At 46.4% G+C, this 15739-nt stretch carries 14 protein-coding genes; 13 read left to right on the plus strand and 1 reads right to left on the minus strand.

Features of this window, described 5'->3' with window-relative positions:
• From AC9UEY_RS00110 to AC9UEY_RS00120, 3 genes are all read left to right on the plus strand, one after another.
• On the plus strand, positions 1–399 hold a 399-nt coding region (locus tag AC9UEY_RS00110), incomplete at its 5' end, for a preprotein translocase subunit SecD (RefSeq protein ID WP_509536169.1).
• A 2-nt stretch (positions 400–401) separates the two neighbouring features.
• A complete protein-coding gene (gene secF, locus AC9UEY_RS00115) occupies positions 402–1454 on the plus strand; it encodes a protein translocase subunit SecF (RefSeq protein WP_509536171.1) in 1053 nt (350 codons plus the stop codon).
• Positions 1455–1462: 8 nt separating this feature from the next.
• A complete protein-coding gene (locus AC9UEY_RS00120) occupies positions 1463–3625 on the plus strand; it encodes a RelA/SpoT family protein (protein WP_509536173.1) in 2163 nt (720 codons plus the stop codon).
• On the opposite strand, the gene AC9UEY_RS00125 is transcribed toward AC9UEY_RS00120, so the two are convergent.
• Positions 3622–4920, minus strand: a complete 1299-nt coding sequence (locus AC9UEY_RS00125; RefSeq protein WP_509536175.1) for a DUF349 domain-containing protein — start codon at positions 4918–4920, stop codon at positions 3622–3624. The genes AC9UEY_RS00120 and AC9UEY_RS00125 overlap by 4 nt on opposite strands.
• Before the next feature lie 183 nt (positions 4921–5103).
• Here AC9UEY_RS00125 and AC9UEY_RS00130 point away from each other — a divergent pair, with 183 nt between their 5' ends.
• From AC9UEY_RS00130 to aroC, 10 genes are read left to right on the plus strand one after another with little or no spacing between them, the layout of a single operon-like run.
• Positions 5104–5766 carry an MBL fold metallo-hydrolase gene (locus tag AC9UEY_RS00130; RefSeq protein ID WP_509536177.1) on the plus strand — a complete coding sequence of 221 codons (663 nt, stop codon included), beginning with the start codon at positions 5104–5106 and terminating at the stop codon, positions 5764–5766.
• Positions 5766–7016 (plus strand): histidine--tRNA ligase, encoded by a 1251-nt coding sequence (gene hisS, locus AC9UEY_RS00135; RefSeq protein WP_509536179.1) that lies wholly within the window; start codon positions 5766–5768, stop codon positions 7014–7016. Before AC9UEY_RS00130 ends, hisS begins: the two co-directional genes overlap by 1 nt.
• Before the next feature lie 23 nt (positions 7017–7039).
• Complete coding sequence (gene aspS, locus AC9UEY_RS00140) at positions 7040–8794, plus strand: aspartate--tRNA ligase (protein ID WP_509536180.1); 1755 nt, start codon at positions 7040–7042, stop codon at positions 8792–8794.
• A 20-nt stretch (positions 8795–8814) separates the two neighbouring features.
• Positions 8815–9177 (plus strand): DUF948 domain-containing protein, encoded by a 363-nt coding sequence (locus tag AC9UEY_RS00145; protein ID WP_509536182.1) that lies wholly within the window; start codon positions 8815–8817, stop codon positions 9175–9177.
• Positions 9178–9186: 9 nt separating this feature from the next.
• The gene (gene alaS / locus AC9UEY_RS00150) at positions 9187–11859 is read left to right on the plus strand and encodes an alanine--tRNA ligase (RefSeq protein ID WP_509536184.1); all 2673 of its coding nucleotides are present in this window, start codon (positions 9187–9189) and stop codon (positions 11857–11859) included.
• 3 nt (positions 11860–11862) lie between these two features.
• Positions 11863–12285: a Holliday junction resolvase RuvX gene (gene ruvX / locus AC9UEY_RS00155; RefSeq protein WP_509536186.1), complete on the plus strand. Its 423-nt coding sequence runs from the start codon at positions 11863–11865 to the stop codon at positions 12283–12285.
• A complete protein-coding gene (mltG, locus tag AC9UEY_RS00160) occupies positions 12282–13292 on the plus strand; it encodes an endolytic transglycosylase MltG (protein WP_509536188.1) in 1011 nt (336 codons plus the stop codon). The genes ruvX and mltG overlap by 4 nt, the downstream gene beginning before the upstream one ends.
• The gene (locus tag AC9UEY_RS00165; protein ID WP_509536190.1) at positions 13289–14095 is read left to right on the plus strand and encodes a shikimate dehydrogenase; all 807 of its coding nucleotides are present in this window, start codon (positions 13289–13291) and stop codon (positions 14093–14095) included. The genes mltG and AC9UEY_RS00165 overlap by 4 nt, the downstream gene beginning before the upstream one ends.
• Positions 14096–14140: 45 nt before the next feature.
• Positions 14141–14530 (plus strand): hypothetical protein, encoded by a 390-nt coding sequence (locus AC9UEY_RS00170; RefSeq protein WP_509536192.1) that lies wholly within the window; start codon positions 14141–14143, stop codon positions 14528–14530.
• A gap of 25 nt (positions 14531–14555) precedes the next feature.
• Complete coding sequence (aroC, locus tag AC9UEY_RS00175; RefSeq protein ID WP_509536194.1) at positions 14556–15737, plus strand: chorismate synthase; 1182 nt, start codon at positions 14556–14558, stop codon at positions 15735–15737.
• Positions 15738–15739: the final 2 nt, after the last annotated feature.

Genomic DNA, 15739 nt, shown 5'->3' on the forward strand with positions numbered 1-15739 from the left:
ACGCTCACATTGGCAGGTATTGCTGGTGCAATCGTTGCAATCGGTGTTACTGCTGACTCATTTATTATCTACTTCGAGCGTATTCGAGATGAGATGCGAGAAGGTAGAACTCTGAGAACTGCAGTTGAAACTGGCTGGGTCAGAGCACGACGGACAATTTTGGTTGCAGACTTTGTATCACTCATTGCTGCCTCCCTTCTCTACTTCTTCGCCGTTGGCGGGGTACGAGGCTTTGCATTCACTCTAGGCTTAACAACACTTGTTGACCTCCTTGTGGTCTTTGTATTTACAAAACCACTCGTTTCGATCTTGTCGCGAGTTGCATTCTTTAATTCAGGTCATTCATGGTCAGGTTTCTCAAGCAAGAGCTTGGGCACTGTAGTTGCGAAGGAGGCATAAAGATGTCGAAGATGTCAGGTCTTGGTGGTCGTCTCTATCGCGGCGAAACAGCGGTTGATTTCATTGGGAAGCGTCGTCGCTGGTACTCCGTATCAGCCCTATTTGTCCTTGCATCGATAGCAGCTCTTGCTATTCAAGGTTTACACCTTGGAATTGAGTTCAAGGGTGGTTCATCCTTCACAGTAAATAAAGCAAGTGCCACCATTGAGCAAGCACGTTCTGCTGTTGAAGCAACTGGTATTCCAGGTGAGCTAATTGTTCAGGAAATTGGCAGTGACAAGGTTCGCGTTCAAACTGGCGCACTCGATACTGTTCAGAACAACGCAGTGCAGGATGCTTTGGCTGCAGAGTTTGGTGTTTCTGTTGAGTCTATTGATACGCAAATTATCGGACCTTCATGGGGTAAGGAAATCACTCGTAAAGCTATCTATGGACTCATCGGCTTCTTGATTGTTGTGATGCTTTATCTTGCGATGGCTTTTGAACCGAAGATGTCTATTGCCGCTATTGCTGCAGTTGTTCACGACGTCTTCATCACTGTTGGAATCTACGCACTCGTAGGCTTTGATGTTACGCCGGCCACGATTATCGGATTCTTAACTATTTTGGGTTATTCGCTCTATGACACGGTGGTTGTATTCGACAAGGTTCGTGAAAACACACGTGCTATTACCTCAAATTCAACCAAGACCTATTCACAAGCGGTAAACCACGCAGTTAATCAGACACTTGTTCGCTCTGCGAATACCTCGTTGATTGCACTCTTGCCTGTTGGGTCTATTCTCTTTGTTGGAGCTGGTTTGCTAGGTGCAGGAACATTGAAGGATCTCTCATTAGCATTGTTCATTGGACTAGCAGTCGGAACATATTCTTCGATCTTCATCGCACCACCTGTGCTTGCGCAACTTCGCGAAAGAGAGCCAGCAATGCAGGCTCTTGCAAAGCGCGTTAACGCTCGCTCAGGGGGAGCAGCTCCAGTTGCAACTTCTGCTGCAGTTGGTGCGGTTAATGGACGTGGCCCACGTAATCAACCAAAGCGTAAGGGTCGTAAGTAAGGTTTCTTGTGGATACTTTGATAGCACCAGTAATCAGTGCTCTCAAAGAGAATCACGCCTCAGTAGATTCTGATGAGGTCTCTCGTGCCTTTGATGTTGCGCGAGATGCCCATGAAGGTCAGCTGCGCAAATCAGGAGAGGCGTATATAACGCACCCTGTTGCCGTTGCCGAAATCCTTGCGCACTTAGGGTTGAATCAACCCACGGTCATCGCAGCACTGCTCCATGACACAGTTGAGGATACGCAGTACTCACTAACTCAATTACGAATTGATTTTGGCGATGAAGTTGCCAATTTAGTTGATGGGGTTACGAAGTTGGACAAACTGGCCTATGGCCCTACGGCAGAGGCAGAAACAGTTCGCAAAATGGTTATTGCGATGTCTCGCGATATCCGTGTGCTTGTCATCAAGTTGGCAGATCGTTTGCATAATGCTCGAACCTGGAAGTATGTATCTGAGGAAAGCGCGCTTAGAAAGGCGCGAGAAACCTTAGATATCTATGCACCATTAGCCCACCGTTTGGGTATGAACGCAATTAAATGGGAGCTTGAAGATCTTTCCTTTGAAGTATTAGAGCCAAAGAAATTTGAAGAAATCTCTCGTCTAGTAGCCGAGCGTTCTCCTTCTCGAGATGCCTTAACAGAGCAGGTCATTGGCTCTGTGAAAGAGGATCTAGCGCGTGAAAGTATTGAAGCAACAGTTACCGGGCGAAATAAGCATTTTTTCTCTGTTTATCAAAAAATGGTTGTGCGAGGACGAGAATTCAATGATATTTACGATCTGGTTGGCATCCGCGTACTAGTAAAGGATGTTCGTGATTGCTACGCAGTGCTTGGTTCTATTCACGCTCGATGGAGCCCAGTACCTGGACGCTTCAAAGATTACATTGCAATGCCTAAGTTCAATTTGTATCAATCTCTTCACACAACGGTAATTGGTCCAACAGGTAAAGCGATAGAAATCCAAATTCGAACATATGACATGCATGCTCGTGCAGAGTTTGGTATCGCTGCGCATTGGAAGTATAAGCAGGGTCCAGAGAACACGAATAGTTCTCCTGAGATGTTGTGGCTTCGCCAGTTACATGAATGGCAGAAAGAAACTGAAGATCCTTCAGAGTTTTTGGAAGCACTACGTTTTGATTTGGGCTCTCCTGAAGTATTTGTTTTCACTCCAAAGGGCAGCGTTGTGGCCTTGCCGGGAGGCTCAACACCAGTGGACTTTGCCTTCTCTGTTCACACAGATATAGGGCTGCGGTGTGCTGGTGCGAAGGTCAATGGACGCTTAGTTCCTCTTGATTCTCGACTCAATAATGGCGATGTGGTTGAGATTGTTACTAACAAAGGTGAAACGGCTGGACCTAGTCGCGATTGGTTAAACTTTGTTAAAAGTCCACGAGCACGTTCAAAGATTAAGGCGTGGTTTAGCAAGGAACGCCGCGAAGAAGCAATAGATGCGGGGCGGGAATCGATAGCTCGACAAATGCGAAAAGCTGGTTTGCCGTTGCAAAAGATATTTGCTGGTCATTCTTTACTGGAACTTGCGCATGAGTTACGTTATCCAGATATAGATGCGTTGTATTCAGCGGTAGGTGATGGTTATGTGTCAGCCGCCTCTATTATCGATAAGTTAGCAGCAGCACTACGTGCGGAAGATTCTCATCCAGAACCAACGATGGATGTTCTCCCTACTCGCGCCCCCACAACTCGTTGCTCAAGTAACGCGGTCGATGTTGAAGGCACCGATGATGTGCTTGTGAAGCTTGCACGTTGTTGTACACCAGTTCCTGGCGATGCAATCATGGGTTTTATAACTAAAGGAAGTGGTGTTTCGATTCATAGGGGAGATTGCGTCAATGCCCATGATCTACAGGTCCACCAGTTGGATAGGGTCGTAAATGTAAAATGGCGCATCGGAGCTTCTTCAGTATTTTTGGTAAACATCCAAGTCGAGGCTCTAGATCGAGCGTCATTACTGGCCGATGTAACTCGCACATTGTCTGATCAGCATGTAAATATTTTGAGTGCTTCTGTCAGTACCTCAAAAGATCGAACTGCATTTTCACGCTTTACTTTTGAGATGGCAGATGCAACACATTTGGATTCGGTACTTGCCGCTGTGCGAGGTATTGAAGGTGTCTACGATGTTTATCGAACAACCAACAATTAGTTAAACTCAGCCAAACTCTTCTCAGCCTCGGCTAACCACACCTTACGAGCGGTAGCAGACTCTGCAGCCTCTTCTGCCTTCTTTGTGTTTCCGCTGGCAGCAGACTTTGCTGCCACCTTTTCATAGTTAGCAATAGATTCAGTGAGCTGTGCAACAACCTCTTCAGCGCGCTTTTTCGCAGCAGGATCGGTCTTGCGCCAAACGTCAGCTTCGGCTTCCTTGATTACAGACTCAACCTTTGCAACGCGCGCATCTAAAGCGGCGCGCTTATCGCGGTGGGTCATTCCAATCTTTTCCCACGAGCGCAAATGCTCATTAAGCACCTTGCGTGACTCCTTGATATCGGTGATAGGCAGCACCGCCTCGATAAGAGTCAGTAACTCTTCTCGCTTGGCTAGGTTAGCTGCCATAGTCACATCACGCTTTTCTAGGTCTGCATTCTTAGATGCAAAGAATTGATCTTGTGCGGCCTTAAATCGTGACCATAGTTTGGCATCATCATTTTTCTTGCCACGACCAGATGCTTTCCAAAGATCCATCAAAGCCTTGAAGCGCTTAGCTGTTGGAACCCATTCAGTCGATGTTGCTAACTTCTCTGCCTCTTCAACAATTGCCTTCTTGGCATCTGCCACGACAGATTGAGTTGCCTCTAATGCAGCAAAATGTGTTCGGCGGCGCTTATCGAATTTATTACGTGATGAAGAAAAACGCTTCCATAAGTCGGCATCTGCTTTTTTATCAAGACGCGGGGCAGCCTTCCATTCATCAAGTAGAACCTTGAGGCGATCACCGGTACTCTTCCAACTTTCGGATAGAGCCAGACCTTCAGCTTCAACAACAATCTTTTCTTTTTCAACAATGATTTGTTCACGGCGAGCAGCCTTTGCAGCAGTTTCAGCTGCCTTCTTAGCCTCATACGCTTCGCGATGTCCTTCGATCAGCGGCTCAATTTGTTCAACTGAGGCGGCCAGCGCTTCGAGATCTCCAACACCGTTTAATTCCTTAACCTGTTCGCGCAACTTCTTAACCGCTGTGTATGCATCTGATGGAACCATCGCTCCACTTTTGATGCGCGCTGCCAGAAGTGCGACTTCAGCGGCAAGAACTTCGAACTTGCGGACAAAGTATGACAATGCTTCTTCAGGAGTTTTCCCTGGGTATGAACCAACGGCTGTTTCACCGTTTGATGTGCGAACGTATACTGTTCCATCTTCTGCGACTCGACCAAAAGCTGAAGGATCTCCGATCAACGCACTTGCTGCGCTGGCCTGGTGTGGGAAATTCATTTCTGTCATGAGAGTGAACCTTTCAGCGCGTTTCTTCGTGATGAAGTTCGCTATGTGGTGGGTGCGATGCTGAGAAGTTTTGACGCTTCTGAGCGTGGGTTGAGGGTGTATTCGTGTGCAAAAGGTACCCTGTCTCATGGTGTGAGCGTCAATCGCACCTCAATTTGAGCGTGGAATGGGGAGGGTTGTGCGATGCTGATCGACTCCTTTGCCGCTCCAATGTTTGCCACCAATTGCTGGGTGATAGCTACCGAGCCTGGTGCCGAGTGTGTCGTTATCGATCCGGGCATGCCAGATGTTTCTCACCAGTTAACAGAGATGTTAGAAAAACATAATTTGAAGCCGGTAGCGGTAATTGCCACGCACGGACACCTAGACCACACCTTTTCCATTCAATCAATAGCCGATGGATATGGAATCGCTTCTTATATTCATAGTGAAGATCGAGCTTTTTTGGGAAACCCTGAAAAACTCCATGGGCCAGAGTTCATGGCAACTTTGTCAGGAATGAGTTTTTCTGAGCCAAAAGATGTTCGCGAACTGCGCAACGGTGATGTGATTGATGTAGTCGGACTTTCATTTAAGGCAATACATGCTCCAGGCCATACCCGAGGCTCTTTAATGTTTGAGGTTTCCAATGAGGTATTGGTCAGCGGAGATGTCTTGTTTGCTGGTTCGATCGGTCGCACAGATCTACCGACAGGATCGGCAAGGGAGATGGAAGAGACCTTGCGTAAAAAAGTAGGGCCTCTATCAGATCATCTGCGCGTATTGCCTGGGCATGGCCCAGATACAACGATGGCACATGAAAAAAAGCACAATCCATACCTGAAGAGTTTGGTAGGTCGACACTAATGGCTGGACAGAAAATATCTGCACCTAAGGGTGTCAGCGAATACGTTCCGAGTAGATCTAGTGCATTTGAATTTGTACGAGATAGCCTCATTACTCCTGCAAAGTTGGCCGGCTATCAGTTAATTGAACTTCCAGTATTTGAAGATACTGAGCTCTTTACTCGTGGTGTTGGTGAATCCACAGATGTTGTATCTAAAGAAATGTATACATTTGAAGATCGTGGTGGACGTTCAATTACTTTGCGACCTGAAGGAACAGCGGGAGTAATGCGAGCTGTTATTGAACACGGTTTAGATCGCGGACAATTGCCGGTAAAAGTTTGGTACTCAGGTCAATTCTTCCGAGCAGAGCGCCCACAAGCTGGCCGCTATCGCCAGTTCTATCAGGTTGGGATTGAAGCAATTGGTTTAGATGATCCTGCAATTGATGCAGAGGTTATTGCTATCGCCGATGCGGGATTTAAAGCAATTGGACTGAAGCAATATCGCTTAGAGATAACATCACTAGGTGATGCTGAATCTCGAGCGGCCCATCGCATTGATTTAGTGAAGTTTATTTCAACTCTGACGTTGGATGAAGCAACAGCTGCTCGGGCGCAAATAAATCCGCTACGTCTATTTGATGATAAGCGTGAAGAGACGCGCAAAGCCATGGCTGATGCACCCTTATTGATCAACTACCTCAATGATGATGCGCGCCAGCAATTTGAGCAGGTACAAAAGTATCTTGATGCATTAGGGATTGCATACGTTGTTAATCCCCGAATGGTGCGTGGCTTGGATTACTACACAGGCACAACCTTTGAATTTGTTCACGAGCTACTCGGTGCCCAATCAGGCATCGGTGGCGGCGGACGCTATGACGGCTTAATGGAACAACTAGGCGGGCAATCGCTTTCCGGTATTGGGTTTGGATTAGGTGTTGATCGCGCTTTGTTAGCAGCAGAGGCGGAAGGAGTCATCGGCAACGATGCTTTTGTATCGGACCTTTTCATTATTCCTTTGGGGGAGGCGGCGAAAGTCAAAGCACTCACTCTTGCCTCTGATCTACGGGCTAGTGGCAAAACAGTGGAAATCGCTTTCGGTGATCGTGCGCTTAAGGGTGCTATGAAAGGTGCTGATAAGAGTGGTGCGACACATGTCATTATTCTTGGTGAGTCTGAGATTTCTAGCGGAACAGTTGAGTTGAAAGAGATGAAATCGGGTCACACATTGTCAGTTAAGATTGACTCATTGCTCGAAGTTCTCTAAATCGGAAAAATTGGACATAATTAATGTTGCGCACACATGAAGCAGGATCGCTCCGTAAATCCCATGCGGGTCAGACAGTCACACTTGCAGGATGGGTGTCACGTCGACGCGACCATGGCGGAGTGGCATTTATCGATCTACGCGACGCATCTGGCTCAGTCCAAGTAGTTATTCGTGACGAAAAAGTCGCAGGCTCTTTGCGAGCGGAGTGGTGTTTATTGATTACTGGTGAGGTAGTTGCTCGCCCCGATGGAAATCAGAATACGAATATTGCAACAGGTGAAATTGAAATTATGGGAGACACAGTAGTTGTCTTGTCAGAGTCAGCTCCGTTGCCTTTTCCAGTAGATAGTGGCGATGACTCAGATATCAATGAAGAGGTACGTTTGCGATATCGCTATCTCGACCTACGCCGTGAAAAACCGGCCCACAACCTTCGCCTGCGTTCTAAAGTAACTTCAACGATTCGTCGGGTTATGGAGGAAGAAACATTCCTCGAGATTGAAACACCTTATTTGACCAGATCAACACCAGAAGGTGCTCGTGACTTTTTAGTTCCAGTTCGATTGCAGCCAGGTAGTTGGTATGCACTGCCACAATCACCGCAACTGTTTAAGCAGCTACTTATGGTTGCAGGCATGGAAAAGTATTACCAAATTGCGCGTTGTTTCCGTGATGAAGACTTCCGCGCAGATCGTCAGCCAGAGTTCACTCAGTTGGATATAGAAATGTCATTTATTGATCAAGAGGATATCTTGGCTGTGGCAGAGAAGATCGTTGCTCGGATTTGGAAAGAGACAGTCGGCTATGACATTCCTCTTCCACTCAAGCGTATGACATATGCCGACGCGATGACACATTATGGTTCTGATAAACCAGATCTTCGTTTTGATAATCAACTCGTTGATCTCACGGCATTTTTTGCAGAAACTGAATTTAGAGTTTTCCAAGCACCATATGTTGGTGCTGTTGTCATGCCTGGTGGAGCATCATCTGCTCGTCGCGAACTAGATGCCTGGCAAGACTGGGCAAAGGCGCGCGGGGCCAAAGGTCTTGCATACATTCTTGTCAACGAGGATGGCACGCTAGGCGGACCAGTGTCGAAGAATCTTTCGGAAAAGGAAACGGCAGGAGTTGTGCAAGCAGCTGGTGCTAAGCCAGGGGATGCGATCTTTTTTGCAGCTGGTGAGCGCACCGCATCACAAAATCTCTTAGGAGCTGTTCGTTTAGAAATTGGTAAGCGATGTGGACTAATTCCAGATGGTAAGTGGGAATTTTTGTGGGTTGTAGATGCTCCTATGTTTGAGCCAACAGATAATGGTGGATGGACAGCGGTTCACCACCCATTTACTGGTCCTAAGCCAGAGTTTGCTTCAACATTTAAGTCTGATCCAGCGTCAGCACTTGCCTATGCCTATGACATTGTTTTGAATGGAACTGAATTAGGTGGCGGATCGATTCGTATTCATGATCGCACTATTCAAAAAGATGTTTTCTCTGTAATTGGTTTAACTGATGAAGAAGCAAACAGCAAGTTTGGTTTCCTATTAGAGGCTTTTAACTATGGTCCACCTCCGCATGGTGGAATTGCTCTTGGTCTCGATCGCGTCTGCGCATTATTGACTGGCTCTGACTCGATTCGTGAAGTCATTGCTTTCCCAAAGACTGCTAGCGGTGGCGATCCGTTAACAGGTGCTCCAACACCTATCACTCCGGCTCAACGCAAAGAGAGCGGAATCGACTGGGTTCCACAAGCAAAAACCAGCGAAGAGAAGTAAGGGTCAGGTAGGCTAAAGGTATGGGTCCAGGGGGAATTGCAACAATAATTGCAGCATCATCACTTGCTGTAATTGCAATAGCTATTGCGTATGTGGTCGTCCGAGTCGGTCGATTCATTGATGAGGCAAAAGCCTCGCTCAAAGCTATAACTGATGAAGCTGCGCCATTGATCGATGAGGTTCATACAACTGTGACTCTGGTAAACGGGCCTTTACACAGCATCAATCGTGTAACAAAAAACATTGAAGATTTGTCTGACAAGGTCAATGAGGCAACAACAGGTTTCATGAACAAGAATGGCTCAGCGGTTAAAGTCGCTGGGGCACTTTTGTCTGCAGCACAAATGAGCAAGGGCCGCTCAAAGAAGAAGAAGGCGGAGTGATCCCAGCTAGTGGAATCCGCCGAGATCCGTTCGCGCTGGCTGCGCTTCTTTGAATCTGATAATCGTCAGGGTTTAACTCACACGGTTGTGCCGTCAGCATCTTTGATCGCTGATGATCCAAATCTTTTATTAGTAAATGCGGGTATGGTGCCATTTAAGCCGTTCTTTCTCGGCGAGGTAACACCGCCGTATAAGCGTGCGACATCGGTTCAAAAATGTGTGCGCACACTAGACATTGATGAGGTTGGAAAAACAACTCGTCACGCCTCTTTCTTTCAGATGTGTGGCAACTTTTCTTTTGGTGATTACTTCAAGGAAGGCGCAATAGCACTTGCTTGGGAACTTCTCACCCGTCCTATTGCAGATGGCGGTTATGGATTTCCTGAAGAGAAGTTGTGGGTCACTGTTTACCTTGATGATGATGAAGCCGCAGATATTTGGCATAAACAAATTGGTATTCCTAAGGAACGAATCCAACGTCGTAACATGGCAGATAACTTCTGGTCCATGGGAGTACCTGGACCATGTGGGCCTTGTTCAGAGATTTACTATGATCGTGGTCCTGCATATGGAGCAGAGGGTGGACCGATTGCAGATGAAAATAGATATCTTGAAATCTGGAACCTTGTTTTCATGCAAAATGAACGCGGCGCAGGTGGCGGAAAAGATAGTTATCCAATTCTCGGTGAACTTCCAGCAAAGAGTATCGATACTGGTCTTGGCCTAGAGCGCACAGCTGCTTTGCTGCAGGGTGTTGAGAATATTTATGAGATTGATACAACGATCATGATTCTCAATCGTGCCAGTGAATTAACGGGTGTTAAGTACGGGTCTTCTGAAAAGTCAGATATTGCATTGCGAGTAATTGCAGACCACGCACGAACATCAGCGATGTTGATCGGTGATGGCGTTACACCAGGAAATGAAGGTCGAGGCTATGTGTTGCGACGTATGATGCGTAGAACAATTCGCAATATGCGCCTTTTAGGGTCAATGGATCCGATTATGTCTGAGTTAACTGTCACGGCAATTGCTGCGATGGGTTCACAGTATCCAGGGTTAATTGCTGACAAGAAGCGTATTTTGTCTGTCAGTGTTTCTGAAGAGGAAAGTTTCTTACAAACACTAAAAAGTGGGACGCAAATCTTTGATCTTGCTTCAGTTGCGTTAAAAAAGAGTAAGGCAACGGTTCTGCCAGGTGATGAAGTTTTCAAACTTCACGATACCTATGGCTTCCCCTTTGATTTAACTCTTGAAATGGCGCGTGAAGAAGGTCTTGGAGTTGATGAAGATGGCTTCCGACGCTTGATGAAAGAGCAAAAGGATCGCGCAAAGGCAGATGCTAAGGCGAAGAAATCAGGCCACACCGATGTTTCTGTTTATAAAGCAATCGCTGACAAGAGTGGTAAGAGTGAATTTATTGGATATGCACATCAAAGTACTGAATCTAAGCTAACAGGCATCGTTGTAGATGGCGTTGGAGTAGCTAGCGCCTCAGCAGGTGAAGATGTCGATATTGTTTTAAACCGAACACCATTTTATGCTGAAGGTGGAGGTCAGTTGGCCGATGGCGGTCGCATTACTTTGAGTAATGGTGCAATTATAGAGATTGAAGATGTTCAATCCCCGGTGCCAGGGTTATCTGTTCACCGCGGTCGAGTAATTAGTGGTTCAATCGAAGTTGGAAGTGAAGCTCTTGCTGAGATCGATATCGAACGCCGTCACGCAATTTCCCGAGCACACACAGCCACGCATATGGTGCATAAGGCGTTCCGTGAAATTTTAGGTGAGACAGCAACTCAAGCTGGTTCGGAAAATTCGCCAGGCCGATTCCGATTTGATTTTCCTGCTACTGGTTCAGTTCCTGTTAGCGTTTTGAATGATGTGGAATCTCGCGTTAATACCCTATTGCTAGATAATCTTGAGGTCACTGCAGAAAGTATGAGCCAAGCGAAGGCGAAAGAACTTGGTGCAATGGCATTGTTTGGTGAGAAATATGGTGATGTTGTTCGAGTTGTAAGCGTTGGTGACTGGGCACGAGAGCTCTGTGGTGGTACACACGTCGCACGTTCTGGACAACTAGGCGTTATCAAGTTGCTAAGTGAATCCTCAATTGGAGCTGGCGTGCGTCGCGTTGAAGCACTTGTTGGCGTGGATGCATACAAGTTCTTAGCTCGCGAACATATCTTGTTGAACTCATTAACGGATTTGATCAAGGGTGCTCGCACCGAAGAATTACCAGAGAGAATTTCAGATTTGCTCAACAAGATGAAAGATATTGAGAAGGAGTTAGCAACTGTTCGTTCTGTTCAGGCGCTTTCTCAAGTCGGAGATCTTGCCAAGACAGCCAAGGTCATCAATGGGATTTCCTTTATTTCATCTGTTATGGCTGATGGAGTTTCTGGTGATGATCTACGTAAGATTGCGCTGGATCTGCGAGAGCGTGAATCTAAATCTGTTGTTGCACTTATTAGTTCTAATGATGGCAAGCCGGTATTGGTTGTCGCGACAAGTGAGCAAGCACGTGCAGGTGGAGTCAAGGCGGGTGCGTTAGTCAGGATAGGTTCAACAGTTCTGGGCGGTGGCGGTGGCGGTAAAGATGATTTTGCACAAGGTGGCGGTACCGATGCATCGAAATCCTTAGAAGCTCTGACCGCGATCTCAAACGCACTCATTGGATAGATGATGGAGCGCGGACGTCGTATCGCATTTGATTATGGAGATGTGCGCATCGGTGTTGCTGTAAGTGATCCAGACTCGATTCTTTCCTCTCCACTGACGACATTAAAAGCTACGGACAAGCAATTAAGTAATCAGATCTCACAGATATTTACTGAGATTGAACCTGTGGTCATCTATGTCGGTAGACCTGCATTATTAAGTGGCAACGATGGGTCAGCGACAGAGAAGGCTTCAGAATTCGTAGCGCTGTTGAGGACAATCACTCAGGTACCAATCGAAATGATCGATGAGCGAATGAGCACGATTAGTGCAGCTCGAAATCTGCGAGACGCAGGTCGCAGTGCGAAGGATTCAAAGAATGCGATCGATATGGCAGCAGCGGTAGCTATATTGGAGTTTGCGATAGAGATAGAAAAGCGACGATGAAGAAGCAACTTGGAATCGTTGCAGGCCTGCTTGTTGTAATTGCAGCTTTTTTAGTGATGCGTATTGGTCCTTCTCCGGCGCCGGATTTCCCAACTAGAACAGTCCTGTCAGGTGCGACAGAGGTCATAATTGATATTCCTGCAGGCTCATCTGGTTCTGCCATCGCGGCATTGCTTTTTGAAAATCAAGTCATTAAGTCTTCAGAGGCATTCTTTAGAGTTGCGGTGGGGGATAAGCGTTCTGAAAAGATCGCTCCTGGAAATCATCGATTAACAAAAACAATATCTGCCCAACAGGCACTCGATCAGTTGCTAGATCCAGAACGTATACCGAACCTAATCAAAGTTTATGAGGGCAGCTGGAAAAGTGAAATCGCCAAGTCTCTGGTGAAGTACGGATTTTCGGCAAACGAAGTCTTGCGAGCACTTGCTACCGCGAAATTACCTAACGGTTTTAGGGATAGCGAAGGACTTTTGTTCCCGGCTCAATACAGTTTTGTAAAAGGCACCACGGCTAATGAAGCAGTTCAAGCAATGGTTGATCGATTTACACAAGAGCCCGCAGCAAAAGAGTTGCTGCTTGGCACAAAAAAGTTCAAGCCGTCACAGTTGTTAACGATAGCCTCGATAATTCAAGCCGAGGGAGAACAGAAGGATTTCGCCAAGGTCTCAAGCGTTATTTACAATCGATTGAAAATAGGAATGCCTTTACAGATGGATTCAACGGTCCACTTCGTTAAGAAGCTGCGTGGGGAAATTTTCTTGAGTTCCCAATCAACATTGATCAATTCTCCCTACAACACCTATAAAAAATATGGCTTGCCACCTGGTCCTATTTGTAGTCCAGGGGCAGAAGCTATTTCGGCAGCACTAAAACCTGCCGTCGGCGATTGGTTGTACTTCATTACAGTAGCCCCAGGGGATACACGTTTTACAAAGTCGCTTGAAGAGTTCAACAGTTGGAAAGCAATATATGTGAAGAATCGGAAGGCGGGTGTTTTCGGATGATTTCAGCCGGCGTTTTAGGTTCTCCGATCTCTCATTCACTGAGTCCTCTTCTGCATAACACGATGTATGACTTTCTCGGTATCAAGGCCAGCTATTCGGCGTATGAGGTTTCATCAGGTCAGTTGAGAAACTTTCTAGACAATGAGGGATCTTCCTTGAACAATCTCTCTTTGACGATGCCTTTGAAAGAAGAGGCTTTAGCCATTGCAGATACCATTTCAGATATTTCACGTCAGATTCAAAGTGGCAATACTTTGCGCAGAGATAGTGGATTATGGAATTTAACGAGCACTGATGTTGATGGCTTCACCCATGCATTGCAATTTAATAATCGAGATGCCAAGGGAAATATTTTGATCATTGGCGCTGGTGCAACTGCCCGAGCAGTTGTCGCAGCATGTGACAGAGTGAGTGAGTCAGTAACGGTAATTAATCGCAACCCTGAAAGAGAGCAAGCAATACGAGATTCTGGACCAAATCAGGATATTACTTTCATATCCTGGGGCTCAATCATTGACTTGAATATGTTTGATTTGGTTGTTAACACAACACCAGGGGAGACAGCTTCAATACTTGTGGATCAAATTGATGCAGCAAGTTCCACATTCTTTGAAGTTCTCTACAATCCTTGGCCGACACAGTTGCTATCACATTGGCGAAAAGCTGGTGGATTTGGAATTGATGGTTTGGATTTGCTGATTCATCAAGCAATTTCGCAGGTTGAAATATTCGCTTCATGCGTAGTTGAGCGAGAGTCAATTGCAAAGATGCTTCGCACAGTCGGTGAAAAAGCGCTGTCCTAATCCACAGGCGGTCTTTCAAGGGCATTTTCGTTGTAACTTGTTGTAATGAATTTTGTGCTGATCCTCTTAGCTATACCTGTATGTATCGCAGATATCAGCTCCTTTGTTATTCCGAACATCTATAATAAAATTCTTTCTTATGCAGCATTGATACACATAAGTCTCTTTGGAATAGGTCAGATCCGTGAATTCGGTTTCTCCCTTGTAATCCTGTTAATACTGTTGTTTTTCGGAATAGGTATGGGTGACATCAAGCTCCTGACGTTGATACTTGCGACGCATGCCTTTAGCGCAATTGATTTCTTGGGCTTTGTTTTTCTGTTGGCAATGGTTCATATAGTGGTACTTGTGGGAATTCATCGGAGGATCCCATCTAAAATCCCTTTGGCCCCAAGCATTTTTATAGGGCTTGCAACATATTTGGCAACGGGATAGCGCGGTTATCTGCAAGAATAAGCACATGCGTTGGTTAACAGCTGGTGAGTCTCATGGACAGGCACTTAGTGCCATAGTCGAGGGAATTCCTGCCTCTGTTTCAATCACAACAGCCGATATTGATTTTCATCTCCAACGCAGACGCTTAGGTGTCGGCCGTGGGGCCCGCCAGAACTTTGAAGCAGACAAAGTGACAATTCTTGGTGGCGTGCGTCTTGGTTTAACCCAAGGTGGACCCATTGCAATTCAAGTTGCTAATTCAGAATGGCCTAAGTGGGAAAAAGTAATGTCTGCTGATCCTGTGCCAGAGGAAGAGATCAAGGACCTAGGTCGCAATGCTCCATTGACACGTCCTCGTCCAGGGCACGCGGATTTAGTAGGAATGCAAAAATATGATTTGGATGATGCGCGTGCGATCTTAGAACGTGCAAGTGCGCGCGAAACTGCTGCCCGTGTCGCTCTTGGTGCAGTTGCACGAAACTTTTTGCAGCAAACAGTAGGGATAACGATTCTTAGCCATGTACTTTCAATTGGCTCTGTTCGAGTAGCCGATGATGCCCCTTTGCCATCAGCGGGTGATATGACAGCAATTGATGATGATCCAGTTCGTTGCGCCGATAAAGCAACAAGTGATCAGATGATTACTGAAATCGAAAATGCGCATCGTGATGGCGATACATTGGGGGGAGTAGTAGAAGTCTTAGCTTTCAATATGCCACCTGGCTTGGGCTCACATGTTCACTGGGATAGACGCCTTGATTCAAAATTGGCTGGCGCTGTAATGGGTATTCAGGCTATTAAAGGTGTTGAAATCGGTGATGGTTTTAGAACGGCAACTCGTCGTGGATCTGTCGCTCATGATGAAATCGAAAAGGATGCCAACGGGAAAATTGTTCGTCGCACCGATCGAGCAGGCGGCACTGAGGGCGGAATGTCTAATGGTGAAATTCTTCGCGTTCGTGCAGCGATGAAGCCAATTTCAACTGTTCCAAAAGCCTTAGATACGATCGATGTTGCAACAGGTGAGGCTGCAAAGGCAATCAATCAGAGATCGGATGTGTGCGCAGTTCCTGCGGCAGGCGTCGTTGCTGAAGCAATGGTGGCACTGGTTCTAGCCGAGGTTGTTCTTGAGAAATTTGGTGGAGATTCAGTAACTGAAACACGTCGTAACTTTGAGTCCTACATCGCTAATTTGAATTTTAAGTAGTA

The organism is Candidatus Planktophila sp., from assembly GCF_040402275.1.
In the GTDB taxonomy this organism is placed as follows: Bacteria; Actinomycetota; Actinomycetes; order Nanopelagicales; family Nanopelagicaceae; genus Planktophila.